The organism is Bradyrhizobium sp. USDA 376 (genome assembly GCF_054063675.1).
This window is the reverse complement of sequence record NZ_JBSSGN010000001.1, coordinates 361844-379896: the sequence shown is the minus strand read 5'-3', so window position 1 is coordinate 379896 and position 18053 is coordinate 361844. Positions and strand designations below refer to the sequence as shown.

The 18053-nt window shown below is 58.1% G+C and carries 14 protein-coding genes and 2 pseudogenes; 12 read left to right on the top strand and 4 right to left on the bottom strand.

All coding sequences use genetic code 11. From position 1 onward, the window contains the following. Positions 1-5 precede the first annotated feature (5 nt). The gene (locus tag ACVJ19_RS01630) at positions 6-1274 is read left to right on the top strand and encodes an IS256 family transposase (RefSeq protein ID WP_354269248.1); all 1269 of its coding nucleotides are present in this window, start codon (positions 6-8) and stop codon (positions 1272-1274) included. A 797-nt stretch (positions 1275-2071) separates the two neighbouring features. Here the strand turns inward: ACVJ19_RS01630 and ACVJ19_RS01625 are convergent. The 3 genes from ACVJ19_RS01625 to ACVJ19_RS01615 all read right to left on the bottom strand — a co-directional run bounded on the left by ACVJ19_RS01625 (position 2072) and on the right by ACVJ19_RS01615 (position 5892). Beyond that, positions 2072-2458: a response regulator transcription factor gene (locus ACVJ19_RS01625; protein WP_018648887.1), complete on the bottom strand. Its 387-nt coding sequence runs from the start codon at positions 2456-2458 to the stop codon at positions 2072-2074. Between the two features lie 84 nt (positions 2459-2542). After that, positions 2543-3226: a response regulator transcription factor gene (locus tag ACVJ19_RS01620; protein WP_011084526.1), complete on the bottom strand. Its 684-nt coding sequence runs from the start codon at positions 3224-3226 to the stop codon at positions 2543-2545. Then, a complete protein-coding gene (locus ACVJ19_RS01615) occupies positions 3223-5892 on the bottom strand; it encodes a PAS domain-containing protein (protein WP_011084527.1) in 2670 nt (889 codons plus the stop codon). The genes ACVJ19_RS01620 and ACVJ19_RS01615 overlap by 4 nt, the downstream gene beginning before the upstream one ends. An 879-nt stretch (positions 5893-6771) precedes the next feature. Between ACVJ19_RS01615 and ACVJ19_RS01610 the strand changes: the two genes are divergently transcribed. Continuing rightward, positions 6772-7836 carry an IS630-like element ISRj1 family transposase gene (locus ACVJ19_RS01610; RefSeq protein WP_011084514.1) on the top strand — a complete coding sequence of 355 codons (1065 nt, stop codon included), beginning with the start codon at positions 6772-6774 and terminating at the stop codon, positions 7834-7836. A gap of 75 nt (positions 7837-7911) precedes the next feature. Beyond that, positions 7912-8672, top strand: a protein-coding gene (locus ACVJ19_RS01605; protein WP_110115815.1) for an IS5-like element ISBj2 family transposase whose coding sequence is annotated in 2 segments (ribosomal slippage) — positions 7912-8251 and positions 8251-8672 — 762 coding nt in all. Because the reading frame shifts where the segments join, the coding sequence is not laid out codon by codon here. 122 nt (positions 8673-8794) lie between these two features. On the opposite strand, the gene dctA is transcribed toward ACVJ19_RS01605, so the two are convergent. Then, entirely contained in the window at positions 8795-10111 is a 1317-nt protein-coding gene (gene dctA, locus ACVJ19_RS01600) for a C4-dicarboxylate transporter DctA (RefSeq protein WP_011084529.1), read from the bottom strand. 1107 nt (positions 10112-11218) lie between these two features. On the opposite strand from dctA, the gene ACVJ19_RS01595 reads away from it, so the two are divergent. The 9 genes and pseudogenes from ACVJ19_RS01595 (at position 11219) to hypA (ending at position 18016) form a co-directional block, all read left to right on the top strand. Further along, positions 11219-11830, top strand: coding sequence for a molybdate ABC transporter permease subunit (locus ACVJ19_RS01595; RefSeq protein WP_011084530.1), 612 nt, complete (start codon positions 11219-11221; stop codon positions 11828-11830). A 645-nt stretch (positions 11831-12475) separates the two neighbouring features. Next, the gene (locus ACVJ19_RS01590; RefSeq protein ID WP_166344949.1) at positions 12476-13567 is read left to right on the top strand and encodes a hydrogenase small subunit; all 1092 of its coding nucleotides are present in this window, start codon (positions 12476-12478) and stop codon (positions 13565-13567) included. Positions 13568-13580: 13 nt separating this feature from the next. Continuing rightward, positions 13581-14138: a Ni/Fe-hydrogenase, b-type cytochrome subunit gene (gene cybH / locus ACVJ19_RS01585; RefSeq protein ID WP_018648279.1), complete on the top strand. Its 558-nt coding sequence runs from the start codon at positions 13581-13583 to the stop codon at positions 14136-14138. A gap of 34 nt (positions 14139-14172) precedes the next feature. Then, positions 14173-14771, top strand: a pseudogene (locus ACVJ19_RS01580) (HyaD/HybD family hydrogenase maturation endopeptidase). Between the two features lie 2 nt (positions 14772-14773). Continuing rightward, positions 14774-15064, top strand: coding sequence for a HypC/HybG/HupF family hydrogenase formation chaperone (locus tag ACVJ19_RS01575; protein WP_011084536.1), 291 nt, complete (start codon positions 14774-14776; stop codon positions 15062-15064). Between the two features lie 572 nt (positions 15065-15636). Continuing rightward, positions 15637-16493 (top strand): annotated as a pseudogene (locus ACVJ19_RS01570) (hydrogenase expression/formation protein). A 91-nt stretch (positions 16494-16584) separates the two neighbouring features. Next, positions 16585-16848: a hypothetical protein gene (locus tag ACVJ19_RS01565; RefSeq protein WP_018648280.1), complete on the top strand. Its 264-nt coding sequence runs from the start codon at positions 16585-16587 to the stop codon at positions 16846-16848. Between the two features lie 480 nt (positions 16849-17328). Continuing rightward, complete coding sequence (locus ACVJ19_RS01560) at positions 17329-17682, top strand: nickel-dependent hydrogenase large subunit (RefSeq protein WP_014497978.1); 354 nt, start codon at positions 17329-17331, stop codon at positions 17680-17682. Then, the gene (gene hypA / locus ACVJ19_RS01555) at positions 17675-18016 is read left to right on the top strand and encodes a hydrogenase maturation nickel metallochaperone HypA (RefSeq protein WP_011084541.1); all 342 of its coding nucleotides are present in this window, start codon (positions 17675-17677) and stop codon (positions 18014-18016) included. Before ACVJ19_RS01560 ends, hypA begins: the two co-directional genes overlap by 8 nt. Positions 18017-18053 lie beyond the last annotated feature (37 nt).

Genomic DNA, 18053 nt, shown 5'->3' with positions numbered 1-18053 from the left:
ACGCCATGAACGAGCATAGCAACATTGTCCCACTGCGTCAGCCCGATGAGATCGACGATCCACTGACGAATATTTTGCGATCTGGTGCTCGGCAGCTGCTTGCGCAGGCTGTCGAGATGGAAGCCGAGGCGTTTCTCGCCGCGATGAAGGGCTTGAAGCGTCCCGATGGCCGCGACCGCCTCGTGCGGCACGGCCATGGTCCAGCGCGGACGATCCAGACGGGGATCGGCGCCGTCGAAGTCGCCCGGGTAAAGATTCGCGATCGCGCGGTGACCAGCGATGGCGAGCGGATCCGCTTCACCTCGGCGATCCTGCCGTTGTGGGCACGGCGCACGAAGAGCTTGGATGCACTTTTGCCGGTTCTGTACCTGCGAGGCATCTCGACGGGCGACTTCCAGGAGGCGCTGGCGGCGCTCTTGGGCAAGGATGCGCCGAATCTTTCTCCGGGGGTGGTTTCCAGACTGACGACGGAGTGGCAGCTCGAGTACGAGCGTTGGCAGAAGCGCGATCTGTCGGCGCGCCGGTACGTATACGTGTGGGCGGACGGCGTCTTCCTGCAGGCTCGCATGGAAGACCACAGCGAATGCATGCTGGTGCTGATCGGCGCGACGCCGGAAGGCAAGAAGGAACTCATCGGCTTCCAGGTCGGCGTGCGCGAGAGCACGCAGAGCTGGCACGAACTGCTCGTCGAGGCGAAAACCCGTGGGCTGAAGATCGCCCCGGAAATCGCCGTCGGTGACGGCGCGCTCGGCTTCTGGAAGGCGCTCGACGAGGTCTTTCCCGCCACGCGACATCAGCGGTGCTGGGTGCACAAAACCGCGAATATCTTGAACAAAGTCGCAGTGTCGGTACAGGCCAGCATGAAGAAGGATCTGCGCGAGGTCTATTTGGCGTCCAACCGAGCTTCGGCCGAAGTGGCGATCGATGTCTTTGCCGAGAAATACGGAGCGAAGTACGACAAGGCGGTCGAGTGCCTGACGAAAGATCGCGACGCAATGCTTGCGTTCTACGAATTCCCCGCCGAGCATTGGGACCACTTGCGGACGACGAATCCCATCGAAAGCGTGTTCGCGACGGTCCGGCACAGAACGGTGCGCACGAAAGGTTCGTTATCGTCAACGACTGCCAAGTTGATGGTGTTCAAGCTGCTCTGCGCCGCATCAAAGACCTGGCGGCGGCTGAAAGGCACAAATCAGTTGCCGAAGGTCAGCGCAGGTGTCAGATTCGAAAACGGCATCGAGGTCATCCAAGTGCCGGAAAACCACGCCGCCTGATCGCCTCGTCACCCAAAATCCCGCATAGCTCAGACGAACTTAGGTTACGTTCTGACACAGGAGACATCAATGCTGTCTCCTCGGTCCTCCTTAGCTTAGCAGTTGCTGACTGATTTGTTTGCCCTAAGAAATTGGGGGCTACAGTACAAACCAGTTGCTGCCGATGCTCGCTGCGGCGAGGACACCTGTGTGATAGCCCGGCCGTGGTGGGGACGTGTTGCGCCGAGCACGTTTGACGGGTTGGACCAGAGGTCTGCCACACATGATGTGGGAGCTTGACGATAGCCGGAGCGCTGGGAATCGATAACGAAGCGGCGGCCCTATAGACAAGTCCAACCCGCACGCGTCAGCGGACGTAACAATTCCTTGGGCTGGGCATCGTTCAAAGCGCTTTCACCGGAAAAGCGGTGACCAAGACATGAGGGGCGTCCTGGCGAAGCTCCATTTCGTCGTCACCGCGGCTGGGCTGAGCACAACCAATCTCGTGCTTGCCGAGCGCTCTCGGGAACCGCTCTGCAATGGAGCATATAGCTTCGCTCCAGGTGGAGTTAAATGCTAGGGGCGCTGATCGCTCTGGGCCGGCATTACTTTGATCACGACCTGGAATGAATCGAGCCGGCGTACCCTCCGTCTCTCGCAAGGTCAAAGGTTGTTTTGCAGCCGACAGTAGCCGGTAATGCTTTGGCGGGCAAGAATTAGCTCCTAATAACGTTAGGGCAGGTCGCGGTTCCGGCCGCAAAGAGGTTGCCCGGTGCGTGATCGTCGTTAGATCGGACAAGAACGCGCAGTTGATCGAATCAGATGCGGCCTCGGTCGCCATATGCCTGCAGTGCGCTGTCGAGACACTTGACTAACTCTTGTACGCCGAATGGTTTGGCGAGGAAGCCGATCGCTCCGGCGTCCAAGGCTGACGCGCGTACGCGCTCGTTGGGGAAAGCTGTAATGAAAATGAAGGGTGCTTGGTAACCACGCGTCCGCATCTCTGCCAGCAGCTCCAGCCCGCTCATCGCTGCCATCTGCACATCAGTTATGACGCAGGATATCTCGTTCAACCGCGGCGACCGCAGGAGCGCCTCGGCCGAGGCAAATATCTGCACGACGTAGCCACGCGATTTCAAAAGGTTTTCTGTCGCCGCACGGACCGAGGGGTCGTCGTCAACGACGGAAATCAAAGGCGTGGACAAGATGAGCCCTCCCGACGCAGTACAGCGGCTGCCAAACCGTCAGCCACTTTCGCGAAAGTGGGCTTAAGTGATGGAATTGTAAAATCATACTTGGGTTTGTTCAGTGTGATTGGCGCTAATTCCGAGCGTCTCGCTCATTCTGATCAAGTCAGCCAGCGAGCGGGCACGCATCTTTTTCATTACGTGTCCCCGGTAGATCTTGACGGTGATCTCGGCGAGCCCAAGTTCGGCGGCTACCTGCTTGTTCATCAGCCCCGTCGCGACCAGTTTCATCACTGCCTGTTCTCGCGGGCTTAGGGTCTCAAATAGAGATTTCAGGTTCGCCACGGTTCGCTGAGCTTCTCGTCTTTTGCGATCGCGTTCGGTCGCCGCAACGACGGCATCAAGCAGTTCCTGATCGCGGAAGGGCTTGCTGAGGAAATCGACCGCGCCTCCCTTCATGGCCCTGACGGTCATGGGAATGTCGCCATGGCCGGTAATGAAGATGATTGGGATGTGTATGTTCAACCTGGCGAGCTCGGTCTGGTAGTCAAGGCCGCTCAGGCCCGGCAGCCGGACATCAAGAACTAGACAGCTTGTGACGTCCGGCATTGTGCTCTGCAGCATTTCACGGGCCGATCCGAACGCCACGACCTCCAAGCCTACCGATCGAAAAAGGTTCGTAAGCGAGCGACGCATAGAGATGTCATCCTCGACGACAAAGACGATTGCCTTCGTCGAAGCCTCGGTATGTCCGCCTTGGCCTCTCCAGTCAAATCGTCCTGTCACGAGATGGCCTCCTTATGCAGCGGAAGGGCAAACTGGAACGTCGCGCCCGGTCCATTTTTCTGAACCACTGAAATTCGTCCTCCGTGAACTTCCACGATCGACCGGCAGATCGAAAGGCCCATTCCTAGGCCGCTCGATTTGGTGGTGAAGAAGGGGTCCAAGACGCGGTCCGCGTCATTCTCGGCGATCCCGACGCCGCAATCGGTCACGGAAAGCTGCACGTACCCCAGATCGTCCGTAGATGATTGAATCAGAAGTTCACGCGGCCGGTCTGTAACTGCGTCCATGGCCTCGATTCCGTTCATCACCAGATTGATGATCACTTGTTGTAGCTGAATTCGATCACCGAGGACCCTAGGCAGCGCAGACGCCAACTCGCTTCGCAACGTCACTTGGTGGCTCACCAGCTCTCGTGTTACCAGCGCGCTGACGTCCCTAACCACCTGATTAATGTCGAGCGGCACCATCTCGATCTCGCCCTTTTTCGCGAGTGCGCGAATACTACGGATCACCTCGCTTGCCCGGATTGCATCTTCTATGATCCATTCGACTGAAGAGCGCGCGGCTGCAAGATTGGGAACATCGCGAGCCATCCAGCCGAGGCACGCATCGGCGTTGCTGAGGATAGCGGCGAGTGGTTGGGTTATCTCGTGGGCGATAGAAGTTGTCATTTCTCCCAAGGTCGTTACACGCGTCACATGTGCAAGCTCCGCCTGTGCCTTTCGCAGCTCTTGTTCGGCCTGATCAGCGCGAATGGTAGCGGTGATGTCAGTGCTGACGCCGCGATAGCCCAAAAAATTTCCGTTTCCGTCGAAGAAGGGCTTGCCACTAGTGCGGACGTAGATCGGAGATCCCATCCTATTTACGGTACGGTAGATGAGATCCCGGAACGGCAGGTGTGCCTGCAACGTCGCCCGATGCTGACGCCACTTCTCCGGTTCTTCTTCCATGTCGCACGCGATGTCCCAGCGAAGCAGGCCCGTTAACCCTGTCGCCAAAATTCCCGCAGCGCTGGTGTGCTCGGACAAGTGAGTGACCCGATGATCTGGCCCGGTTTCCCAGAGCCAGTCGGAAGCAGTCTCGGCATAGTCGCGAAAGCGCTGTTCGCTCTCGCGCAGCGCTACAAGCGTGTTTTCCAAGCGTTCCCTAGCTGCGTGTTGCTCGGTAACATCCATATGTGTTCCGATCAGCTCGCTGACATTACCATCGCTGCCGACGACAACGTGTGCAACGGAGTGTATGCGCCTTATCCCGCCATCTGGCAGAATAACACGGAAATCATATTCGAACCGTTCGTGCTCCTGGTCAATCGCCTGACGCTGCACCTCCTGCAACCCTGGCAAGTCTTCCGGATGGATGCGCGATCGAATAGTCTCTAGCGAAACCGGCTCTTGTGGGTTAAAGCCAAACAGGCGGTCGACCTCAGCGGAGCGATAAACGAAATCTCGTGTGTGGACGTCCCAGGACCAGCTGCCTGTGTGAGTGAGATGCTGAGCCTCGGCCAGATAGGCCTCGCTTCGGCGCAACTGCTGTTCTGCTCGCCTAGCTGCCGTAATATCGGTGGCTGCCCCAACAAACTCAATTTCACCAGAGGCGGTTCGCGTGACTCGTGCCTGCGCATGGATGTGCTTCACGGAGCCGTCAGGTAGCAGCAGCCGGTACTCGTGCTCGAAATCCCTCAGGTCTCGCATCGCTTCATCGATAATCTCTTTGACAGAAGCCCTATCATCTGGGTGCGTGCGCTCAATGACGAGTTGTGGCGCCGGTGTCGTCTGAAGATCGATTTGGAAAATCCGAAATGTCTCCTTAGACCAGAAGGCCTCGCCGGTAGAGGCGTTCCAGCTGAAGCTGCCTGTATGACTCAACTCCTGCGCGTGAGCCAAATGCGCTTCGCTCCGCTGCAGCGCAAGCTCGGTCTGCTTGCGCTCCGTAATATCTTCGCACGCCATGAGGATGACGGGGCGGTCGCCGGCCCAAAGCATGGCCTTGGCGTTTTCACGCACCCACAATACAGAACCGTCCTTCCTGACTTTCCGGACGTCCCAAGTGCGCGATTGTCCAACATCCTCAAGACACGTCTGAATGCATTTGCGGACGAATGCGCGATCCTCCTCCAGAAATACGTCGAGCACGGATTGGCCCAATAGTTCTGCACAAGCAAATCCCAGTTGTGTCGCGCCCAACGTATTGACGTTGAGGACAATGCCGGCCTCATCGACCATGAAGTACATGGCTGGATTGTGCTCGAAAATTGCGCGCCACCGTTTTTCACGATCCTCCAAATCCGAGGCACTCCGCTGAAGCTTGGCCGCAGCCACACGTGCAGCCTCTCTTTCCTGGCGGAGTTTTCCAATCAGGTACGTTCCGACAACAGAGACAATAAGAAATGCAACAACCACAGGAACATCGCGGGGATCATCGATTCGTAAACTAAACGCCGGCGGCGCAAAGTAGTATGCGAGAGCAGCGATTGCGACGATGCAAAGCGCTGATGAAGCAATGAAGCTGCCCATCAACGAAAATAGTAAGACTACTAACAAATAGGCGAACGCCGCGGCGGCGAAATGCGCCTGAAAGTACACGCAAGTCAGTGTAACCGCGGCTAGCGCTATGCTGCCCAAGGTCAACTGAGGGGCTGAACGTTTGAAACTGCTGATCCTATACATTTTGAGACCGTCCGGCCTGTTATCCGGCGGGAGAGCTATAGCATTTTAGGCAAAAATGAGGCAATCTTGAACACTTGGGTCCGCATGATAGCGTGTGCAAGATCGATCATCGGCTGCCGAACTCAGCACGGGCGGGGAAAAAACGCATTATAAACATACGTATATTTGTCCTAAACCTTTCAGTAGGTGTCGCTGACGCGACTTTAGTCGAAGCTGAAACGTCCGCTTTTGCGCATCGCTCGAGCCTACGGCCAATGCGCCCCATTAGGCCGCGGAATGAGGACAGTGGTTTCAGTTCAGCCGATAGGTTCGAAGGCGCGCCTCCGGACCGGCAAGGATCAGAAAAAAGCTGCCCAATGACTCGTCTCCCCGACACAGCCGCTCCCGCGAAGAAAGCGCAAGTTCGCCTGCCGACACAGAAGCCGGAGTCGCGCGAGTCCTACGCGCGATGATGATTCGTTCCAATCTTATCGCGCTTTAGCTGCGAAAAACTGGTTCCGCTGGAAGCGAGCGGCGTCGCAGAACGCAGGGCAGCCTCGTATGACTCGCCACGGCTTTGTCGAGTGCCATTCACGCTGATCACACCCACCATGCTCTGCTAACGCAGCGCGCATCGTAACGAGAACGACAAGCTGCGTCCGCAGGATCCCTACGTCGTCCTTAATCGCGTGAGGCAAGTGGAGCGACGTGCATATGGATCTTCGTAGGCGGACCAATACCTAGTCCGTCAGTCCCGTCATCGGCTTGGCAAAAATGTTGCACAAGCGTTCAGATGGCCGGTAGCCCTTGAGTGCGAAAGCGAAACCCTGAAAAAGCTCCTGCCTCTTTTCTCGCTAGTACCCACTTTTCTTGGAACGTGAGTCGTGATTCAAGGTCGGGATGATACCCGAAGCAAGAGAAGTCCACCTTTCGAGGAAAGATCGCAAGGTGCTTGAGGCGTGCTGTCGCTCACCGGTGACGTTGCAGCGCGATTTGAAGCGGGCGCGGATAGTTCTGTTGGCGGCGGATGGGCGCAGCACCCGGTCGATCGCCAAGGAAGTTGGGGTCCAGCCGCGGATTGTCAGCCTTTGGCGGCATCGCTATGCCGACCATGGCCTTGAAGGGCTGCAAGACAAGCCGCGGCCTGGCAAGCAGCCGATCTATACGAAGACGACCGACAAGCGGATTCTGAAGCTGCTGGATAAGCCGCCACCGCAAGGGTTTGCGCGCTGGACCGGCCCCCTGCTGGCCGAGGCGCTGGGCGATGTCGATGTCCAATATGTCTGGCGGTTCCTGCGCAGCCACAAGATTGACCTGGTGGCTCGCAAGTCCTGGTGCGAGAGCAACGACCCGAACTTTACGGCCAAAGCCGCCGATGTTGTCGGCCTCTATGTCGCGCCGCCGGCGAAGGCCATTGTGCTGTGCGTGGACGAGAAGCCCTCGATCCAGGCTTTGGAGCGAGCGCAGGGTTATCTGAAGTTGCCCAATGGCCGCGCCTTAACCGGCCAAAGCCACGATTACAAGCGGCATGGCACCACAACATTGTTTGCGGCGCTCGAAGTCGCCACCGGAAAGATCATCGCGACCCATTCAAAACGCCGGCGCCGCGTCGAGTTTCTCGATTTCATGAACAGCGTCACCGCGACTTTTCCGAACCGCAAGCTTCACGTCATCCTCGACAACCTCAACACCCATAAAAAGAACGAGGACTGGCTCAAGGCCCACCCCAACGTGCAATTTCATTTCACGCCGACAAGTGCGTCATGGCTCAATCAGGTCGAAGTATGGTTTTCCATCTTGCAGGGGCAGTCGCTCAGCGGCACCTCCTTCACGAGCCTCAAGCAGCTTCAGGAACACATCGATGCCTACGTCAACGCATACAACGACAGAGCCGAGCCCTTCGTCTGGACCAAGAAAAAGGTCCGTCAACGCCGTTTCAAAGGCCGCCGTATCACTCAGCTCTGATTCCGGGTACTAGGGTCTGTACCTAAATAGCGCCACGTGATTCTCTTGCCTACGTGTTGATTCGGGGGCGAGAGAATGCGCGCTGGTTTGTTTTGGCTGAACGACAGGCAATGGGCGCGTATCGAACCGCATCTGCCGAGGGGACTGACGGGGCCGGATCGGGACGACGACCGACGCATCGTCAGCGGCATCATTCACATGCTGCAATCGGGTGCACGATGGCGTGATTGTCCACGTGAATACGGCCCTTACACGACGATCTACAATCGCTTCAATCGCTGGGCCAAGCGAGGACGATGGTGCGCAATCTTCGAAGCGCTGGCCAAGCCTGGCGAAGACGGCGTCGTACTGTCGCTCGACTCGACCTCGATTAAAGCTCACCGGTGTGCCTCCGGCGGAAAAGGGGGGAGCACAATCAAGCAATCGGCCGCTCGCGCGGAGGCCGCACGACAAAAATCCATGCGCTGAGCGATCCGCTCTGCCGGCCGGTCGTCCTGCATCTGACTCCAGGCCAGGATGCCGATATCGCTGCGGCTCCCGATGTCCTGGCGCTCGCGCCACCCATGAGCGTGCTCCTCGCCGACAAAGGGTATGATGGCGACAAGCTTCGCGGCGCAATCATTCGTCGTGGCGCCAAGCCCGTAATCCCCAATAAATCTAACCGTGTCGTCATCCATCGCTTCAACAAACGCGCCTACAAAGGACGAAATGTCATCGAACGCTGCTTTTGCAGGCTCAAGGACTTCCGGCGCATCGCCACGCGATATGACAAGCTCGCCCGTAATTTTTTGGCCGCTGTTCATCTCGCCGCTCTCGTCGCATATTGGCTCAATTGAGTCTGGACCCTAGCCTCTCAGGGGCAGCTGCCCTGGCTGCGGCGCGGAATAATGCTGTGCGCCGGAGAGCGCAGGGGGAGTATTCGTGTCCGAATGGCGGCGGTTCAGATCCGGGACCTACCTCATGTGCTTGTAGTGTCGATAGTAGTGGAAGCGGTGGACTTGTTGAGCCGAGTCTGCAGCGTCACGTGATCGAGCTCGCTTTCCCACCAGGATACGAACACAGCCGCGATGCCATTGCCGATGATGTTGGTGAGGGCGCGCACCTCGCTCATGAACTTGTCGATAGAAAACACGATTGCCATGCCCGGCACCAGAGCTGGGTTTACTACCGATAATGTCGCAGCGAGCGTGATAAAGCCTGCGCCGGTGACGCCGCTTGCTCCCTTCGAAGTTAGCATTGCTACTAGCAGGATCGTGAGCTGCTGGCCAAAGCTGAGATCGACACCGAGTGCCTGGGCAATGAACAATGTTGCAAGTGTCATATAGATATTGGTGCCGTCAAGGTTGAAGGAGTAGCCAGTCGGCACCACCAGCCCGACCACCGGCTTGGAGCAGCCCAGCCGCTCGAGCTTCTCCATCAATTGAGGGAGCGCGCTTTCGGAGGATGAAGTACCGAGCACGATCAGAAGCTCGTCTTTAATATAGATAAGGAACTTGAAGATTGAAAAGCCGACGAGGCGGGCGATCAGACCAAGCACGACTACTACGAATAGGGCAGCAGTCACGTAAAACAGCGCGATCAGACCGATCAGATTGCCGAGTGCTGCGGGCCCGAACTTGCCGACTGTGAAAGCCATGGCGCCGAAGGCGCCGATCGGGGCCGCTTTCATTACAATAGCTATTACCCCGAACACCGCGTGCGCGACGTCGTCAATCATGCCGCGCAGACGCTCGCCACGCTTTCCCAACGCCATCAGCGAGAAGCCAAAAAGGATCGCGAACAGGAGAACCTGCAGAACATCGCCGCGAGCGAAGGCGCCGACCACGCTATCGGGAATGATGTTGAGAATAAAGTCGACGGTTTTCGAGGCTTCCGCCTGCTTGACGTAATTGGCGACCGCCGCAGCATCCGGTTTGACCGCAAGGCCATGGCCAATCCGGACCAGATTGCCCATGGCAAGGCCCAACAGCAAGGCAAAGCTGGAGACGATCTCGAAATAGAACAGCGCCTTGACGCCGACGCACCCGACTTTCTTGGCATCTTGAATATGCGCAATGCCAGACGTGACGGTGCAGAAAATAATGGGCGCGATCACCATCTTGATGAGCTTGATGAACCCATCACCGAGCGCCTTGACCCAGTCGTTTGTGGCGACAGACGGCCATAGGCAGCCAACCATGGCGCCAATTAGGATTGCGATCAGCACCTGGACGTAGAGTATCTTATACCAAGCTTGCGACGCGCGCACAGGCGCCGCGGTTGCCATGGTGGTCATGACGCTTCCTTCCCGAATATACTCGAATGTGTGCCGCGGCTCGGTGAGAGGCGACAGTGTCATACGAGACTAATCATTATAGCCTTGCGCGATTGAAGACGCGTCCGAGAGCCGGCGCGTCTTTCCAAAGGCAGGCGTTTAGTTGCGTTGTCCTTTCTGGCTAAGCAAGATATGCACCAAATCCCAAACTGCGGCGGACTAAAAAGTCGCGGACAATGGCCTCCCTTCGGTGGCATCGGCTTGAGTGCTCTTAGCCGTGTTCGCAAGGTCGAACATTAGGCTGCAGCGTAGCGCGCATTAGCGGAATGCTGGAGTGTTGAGATCGTGCAGCAGTACGTGCAGTTGGTAAAATTGCTATTTTGGATTGAACGCATTTACCGAATGGAAGTCTGGCTAGGAGCTGCGTTGCCCGGGTAGGACCTCTGATGGATGACTGCGTTTTTCCGCAAGCGGCCAATCTCGTCGATGACGCGGCGTTTGTCTCCACGCCTGTGCTGACGATGTGCAAGCTAAGCCGGTCAGGGGAGCGGCCGTCGCTCGCGGCCCCTCGCGCCTTTGCCGCGTCGCCGAACCAGCCTTACGACGAGTTTTCAGCTACTTCGTTTGCGTAGCTGCCGACCGGCAGGCTTCTTGCGATCGGTTCAGCTACCGGCCCTGCGAGCACGGGATTTGAGCCGCCGACAAACCAAACAGGCATTTCTCGAGTCGAGTCTGCCGTTTTCGTTGGGCGGCTGTTGCTGTCCGCTTGGAAACAAAGATGCCAGAAACCTGACAAAGCGTTAGGTCCACTCCACGGTGACGTCGGCGTCTACGCAAAGTGCTTTCACATAAGCATAGCGCCGCCGCTGTTCGCACGTGGCACTCGAATTGCTGATGACAAATGAGAAGCTGCCGCCGTCGGGTGGGACGAAGCGGACTTGTCACAGGAGTTGCCGATGAGCCTTGCGATGCTGCTCTTGCTCGCAGAAACGGTGCGCGTAAATTTGGGGGACAGAGCGAGCTGCCGCACGAACAAATGGCTATTCGCACCACATCGCTGGGCAGCCCGACGTGCAGGCAATCACTATCGCGATACGGCGACCTGCGCTCGTTGGCGGGCTGACGCACATGGATTTTGATTCGTCAGAGATCTCGCAATCCATTGCGCTCACGATAGAGCTCGCTAGCGTGACGACCGTGATCCTCCTCGTGATTGGTGTGCCCCTCGCCTGGTGGCTGGCGCGTTCAAAGACTTTTCTGAGCGAGGCTGTCGCTGCGCTAATTGCCCTTCCGCTGGTACTACCCCCAGCGGCTCTCGGCTTTTGCGTACTCGTTCTGCTCGGCCCCGACGGACCCGGCGGCGTTCTCGCCTCTTTCTGGGGCGAGCGCACGCTCGCTCTTACCTTCGTCGGGATCGTGGTCGGATCGGTGCTCTCGGCGCTGCCATTGGTCGTGCAGCCGATACGTAACGCCTTTCTTGCGGTTGGCGATCACCCGTTGGAAATGACAGGGCGTGTTTCGCCATTGTATGGCTTCGTTGCTATCATCGCACCGCTGGCGCGACTGGAGCTCGTTAAAGCGGCCGTGCTTGGATTTTCTCACACGATAGGCACATTCGGCGTCGTGATGATGATCGGCGGAAATATTCCTGGACGCACCAAGGTGTTGTCGGCCTATGTCGTGGACTACGTCCAAGAGCCGCGCTGGCACGAGGAAGTGTGGTTGCCGCTGGTATGGTGATGTTCGCATTTGCGACAATCTTCACCTTAGCCATCATCGACAGACATTGTACCGGGCGAGGCAACGAATCATCTTAGGTTTGCCAGGGCGATCGCTCTAAACGTCCAGCCTGTCGCCGCGCACAGCCCCGTAGGCGAGGAGCCCCTTGGAACCAGGGGCAGATCGGATCAAATCAGACCTAAAGTCAAGCCAACGTGCGCACCACATTCTCAGTCCCTTGCGGGCTCTGTTCCTTGCTCGGCAACCGCGTTGGTACGTGCTGCCTGCATTAGGTTCGATTATGAGCGCTTTAACGCACCGTTGGTCAGCGATCGGCAAGTCTGATTGAGGCCGGGCAATGTGGTGCCCGTCGACTGAACCAATTCTATTCAACAATCGGCATCATGAGTGCCGCCTGCAGGAGCGTAGTTCCCTTCAGCGGTGAACGATCGGCTTGATTTGTTAAAGTGCTCACATCGACGTCGAAAACTGGACACCAATAGCGTAGCAGATCAATGGCCTAGCTTCTGGGACGCTGGCCGGATTCGACAAGCCGAAAATCTTAAAGCGGTGGCTTGTTATCTTTCAGGTGTTTCGCTCTGCTGGCTTGTTTCTTGCCGAACATCACCAATCGTAACGCTGGCGACAACTCGCTTGGAAGGTTTCATCGGTGATGCAACGGAAACCTTCTACGGCGTGATCAGACGACAGGGTATCACGCGTCGCAGTTTCCTTAAATTCTGCAGTTTCACGGCCGCGAGCTTGGGGCTTGGTGCAAGCAGTATTGCGCACGCCCTGGAAACCAAACCGCGAGTGCCCGTCATCTGGCTGCACGGGCTTGAGTGTACCTGCTGCTCGGAAAGCTTTATCCGCTCGGCTCATCCCTTGATCAAGGACGCGCTGCTGTCGATGATTTCGCTCGACTATGACCATATGATCATGGCGGCGGCAGGACACCAGGCTGAGGCCATCCTGGAGGAAACCCGTGCCAGGTACAAAGGCGGATATGTGCTTGCCGTTGAAGGTAACCCGCCCTTGAACGAGGGTGGCATGTTCTGCATTGACGGCGGCAAGCCGTTCGTTGAAAAGCTCACGTCGATGGCGGAAGAGTCCATGGCGATCGTCGCTTGGGGCACGTGTGCGTCCTGGGGATGCGTGCAGGCGGCCAAGCCAAATCCGACTCGCGCGGTGCCGATCGATAAGGTAATCACCAACAGGCCCTTCATCAAGGTGCCCGGGGGCCCGCCGATCGCAGAGGTCATGAGCGGCCTCGTGACTTTCATTACCACGTTCGGAAAGCTTCCAAAGCTTGATCACCAAGGGCGTCCAAGTATGTTTTATTCCGAGCGCATTCACGATAAGTGCTACCGGCGGTCCCATTTCGACGCTGGTCAATTCGTCGAAGAGTGGGACGACACCAACGCACGCAAGGGCTATTGCTTGTACAAGTTGGGCTGCAAGGGACCAACCACCTACAATGCCTGTTCGGCCCTTCGGTGGAACGGCGGCGTTTCATTTCCCATTCAATCCGGCCACGGCTGTCTCGGCTGCTCCGAAGATGGCTTCTGGGATAAAGGGTCATTTTACGACCGACTCACGACCATCAAGCAGTTCGGCATCGAGCAGAACGCCGACGAGATCGGCATGGCCGCTGCCGGCGTGGTGGGGCTAGCGGTCGCTGCCCACGCGGCGGTCACCGCCGCGAAGCGGTTGAGGCACCGGCCGGATCGCCCTGCCCACAAAGGCAAGCCGAGTTGAGGAGGTAACGACGGTGGCCGTCCAGACGCCGAATGGGTTCAATCTCGATCGTTCCGGCAAGCGAATCGTTAGCGGCGGTTTTCTATTCGGCTATATCCGCTTTGCTCATTTCTCGGCGGGATATGTACTCAGCGCCGGCTTTCTTCTGCGTATCTACTGGGCCTTGATGGGAAACGCGCACGCCATGCAGATCTTTTGCGTGCCGCTTTGGCGCCGGTGCTTTTGGCGGGAGTTGCACCACGAGATTCGCCGGTATTCGTTCCTTGCGGTTGAGCCTGAAAGGGGCCTCGGGCACAACCGCCTTGCTCAGCTAGCAATGTTCTTCATGTTTACGCAGACGATCACGTTCATGGTCGTCACCGGCTTTGCACTTTACGGGCAAGGTGCCGGTACTGACAGCTGGCAGTACAAGGTGTTCGGCTGGGTGTTTTCACTCTGGCCGAACAGCCAGGACTTTCACACCTGGCATCATCTCGGCCTGTGGGTGATCGTGATGTTCGCGCTGGTCCACATCTACGCGGTGCTCTGGGACGACGTCGTGTCGCGCCGCAGCTTCCCTTCTATCAAGTAGGTGAGCATTGGTTTGGCGATTGACTGGGAAGCGGATGCTCAATTCAACAGAGAAAAAGCGGATTTTGGTGCTCGGCATTGGCAATGTTCTGTGGGCCGATGAGGGATTCGGTGTGCGTGCGGTCGAGGAGTTTCATCGTAGCTACGCGGTCGATGATACGTCACCGTTCTCGATGGCGGCACCCAGGGGCTCTACCTCGTTAGTTTTCTTGAGGGGGCCGACTGCCTGATCGTGTTCGACGCCATCGACTATGGATTGCTGCCCGGGCAGTTGGAGCTTGTACGAGATGACGAAGTGCCAAAATTCACGGGGGCCAAGAAGGTGAGCCTGCATCAGATGGGCTTCCAGGAGGTCTTGAGCGCGGCCGATTTGCTTGGCCGCCGCCCGCGAGAGCTCGCTCTTATCGGCTGCCAGCCGATGGATCTGGAGAATTGGGGCGGTCCGCTGACCGCGCCGGTGCGCTTTCAGATTGCCCCCGCGATTAGACTGGCCTGTAAGCTCCTAGAGCAGTGGGACTCGCCGGCAAAACCGCGGAGTGCGCCGCTGCCTGCATCAGAACGGCTGTTGGCGAACAATATTGACCATGCGAATTATGAAATGAAAGGCAGAGCCGATCTAGCGGCCTGCGGCTGATCATGTGCCTTGGCTTGCCAATGACGATTGTCGAGACCGACGGTGTCACCGCGTTATGCGAGTATGGCAATGAGCAGCGGCGCATCTCCGTCGTGCTGCTCGCTGATGTACGGGCCGGCGCCAAGGTGCTCGTTCATATCGACAGCGCAGTGCGGCTCCTGGACGAAAACGAAGCAAGGCTGATCTGCAAAGCACTTGACGGGCTTGAGGCCAGCCTCAACGGTCAGAGCTGCGATCGCTTCTTTGCGGACTTGATCGGTCACGAGCCGCAATTGCCGGAGCACCTACGCTAGCGCTTCCGCTCCCTTGCACCGGCTGGGGTTCATAGACCGGATTCCAGTCGCAGGACCATCGGCTTGGACAACGTCAGGCGCTACGCCGTTGGGTCGAACGCGACTCGCGCACCTAGAGATGATTGGCATGCGCCTTGCTAACCGCCATGCTGGCAGAACCGATCATGATCAGAGAGGAGTGTGATGAAGTTGCAGCCGGCTCAGCATGCTCTGACACGGCCCGCTCCGTCCGACGACGTGGAGGGCGTTAGCGCCGATGCGCGCCTGGTCGCGCACGTTCCCAGGAAGGCGACCTTGATGCCGCTGCCGGCGGCTGATCCCCTACATATTCTGCGGATCAGTGAAGCACCCTCGCGCGGCCCTGGTGGCACACTGACCGGCCGGCCCGGCCAGCGTAGACTGTCGACGCCGCGCCTATCCCCGAGGAACAATATACTCTGCCTGATCGGCAAGAGACCGGATCGTTTGCTCACGATCAACCGCATCTCCTCACCGATCCTTTGGGCACTCGCCGGCAGCACCGGCGCCGGCAAGTGCAATACCCCTCGACACAGACAATGGAACATCGCATCGTGAAAGCAGCGATCCCCGTTGTATCTGGCGGCGCCGGCCGCGCGGCGAGCGGCTTTACCACAGGTTCTGGAACTCTCGATGTATTCTATCGCGGCGCGACAAGTGCGCTTGTCAATCGCGTTTGGCGGGTTTGCGACGAATGTGCAAGGAAGTATCCGAACGCTGCCCTGCTAATGTCAAATGTCGCTGCTGCTGTTGGGGGTCAGAGAAGCGGTGATCCGACACAATTGTACGGACTCGCAAATTTCAGCGATGCCGAGCGCAAGCTGATTGACGAATTGCTCGGGGAAGGCGAGGTGACCGGGTGGTTGCGTTGCAGGACGGCAGTTTGGCACCAATCCGGGAGTCCGTGCATGCCGGAATCTGGCGCGTGCGCATCGGAACCGAACCGGCGCACGAATATGTCGAGGTTGGAGCGATTCCGCAGATTGTCCGGCGTGCCGCAACTGACCTGACATCAACCGAACTTCTGATTGACACGCCGCCGGATGGCGCGATGAACGTTCAACCGGTGCTGGCCGAAATACGCGAGCGGGCCAGCGTCTGGCAATTTTGCATGAATGCGCATGTCATCAATCTGACGTTACTGCCAATGAGCGTTGTCGACTTGACATTCCTGCAGCAAAGCTTGGGCAACGGACCCGTCCAACTCATGTTGCGGGGCTACGGTGCCTGCAGAGTGCAGGCGACCGGGACTAGGAATGTTTGGTCCGTGCAGTTCTTCAATTCTACGGACAACATCATCCTTGATACGGTGGAGGTCGGGGGCGTGCCGATTGTTGCGTTGGCTGCCGACGAGGATTTCCAGGACTCTGCCGGACGCGTGCAGGAAATTCTCGAGGCGTACTTCACATGATGCGCTCGGGCACTCGACATCAGTTGCGATCCCACAGACGGCGCCTTCGGATGGATCATAGCTTGCGCGGGGGGAGGGGGCAGCATTGCGCATGAACCTCACTGCAAGCAACAAAATCCATGTCCGCGTATTGCTAGCTGCCGACGTAGTCGCCTCGGTCGAGATCCAGCCGCGAGTCCGGCCGCCGCTGGGTCGGATATTCGCCGGAAAGCAGGCCTCGTCACTGCTCAACGCAGTGCCGCGGCTCTTCGCGTTATGTGCCGCTGCGCAGCAAACCGCACTGTTGACCGCGATCGAAACGGCGCGCGACGAAGTGATCACCCTCGCAAAAAAAAACAGCATCGTATTGCGCTGATCGTTACCGAGCGCATCATGGATTTGGCACGGGGCCTATTTGCCGGACATCTCACGCTAGAGGTCGCCAGTGCGGCAGCAATCCGCTCCCTGATGTCGGAATTGTCAGCGCTTGTTCGCTCCGCCCAGCGAGCCTCGTGCCCCCCTCAACGGGAAGCAACAGCGCGGATCGCGGCGGCGCTGGCCGCGCTGGGCGTACCGAATGAGGGACGCGCGCTCAGGTCCGGCAGCCCACTGTCGCTTCGCGTCGCGGCGCTTCATGAGGCCGGCTTGAAGTCGGCTCCGGCAGCATACTCGTTCCTGTCCGCTGCTGACGACTTCAACATCGCGAAGCGATTGCTCGGGGATGATTCGACGTTTTGCGATTGTCCGGATCTGGAAGGACATGTGCCTGAGACGGGTCCTTGGGCGCGCCAAATGACCCGGGATCGGTTCTTGCTGAGACCCTTCGGTGCGGCCGAGCGGCTGATGGCCAGAATAGTTGAAATCGTCCGGGCTATGTGCCTGGCTTGAGGCCGGCGCTCAGCCGGATACCGCAGAGCATGGGATTATCGAAAGATATAAGCTTGGGCCCGGTCGTGCAGCGGCCGCGGTCGAATGCGCCAGGGGACGTCTCTACCACGCTGTTGAGCTTGACGCTCACGGCCGGATATCTCGCTTCGAATTCCTGGCGCCGACGGAGTGGAATTTCCATAAGCGCGGACCGCTTGTACGGAACCTGCAGGGCGCCGTGCTGACAGCTCCGCGGCGCTGTGATGCAGTCCACGCGGTGATTGCGTCGCTGGATCCGTGCGTCGGGTTCACTCTCAATTTTCGTGAATTTCACGATGCATGAAATGGCCATTTGCATGGGGATCATTCAGATCGTCGAGGAGAAGGTACGGGAGCGATCCTCTTCGCGGGTGCGGAGCGTCTGTTTGGAATTGGGAACGCTGAGTCATGCCGCGCCTGAAGCGATCAGGTTCTGCTTTGCTGTCGCTGCAATGCGGACCGTTGCCGAAGGCGCCGCGCTTAATATCGTTGAACTACCGGGCGTTGCCTGGTGCATGAGCTGTTCGAAGAGCGTTGAAATTGCACGCCGGGGTGATTGCTGTCCTTGCTGCGGCAGTTATCAGTTGCAGGTAACCGCGGGCGAACAGATGCGCGTGAAAGCGCTGGAGATCGATTGATGTGTACCGTTTGCGGCTGCACGGAAGGTACACCGAC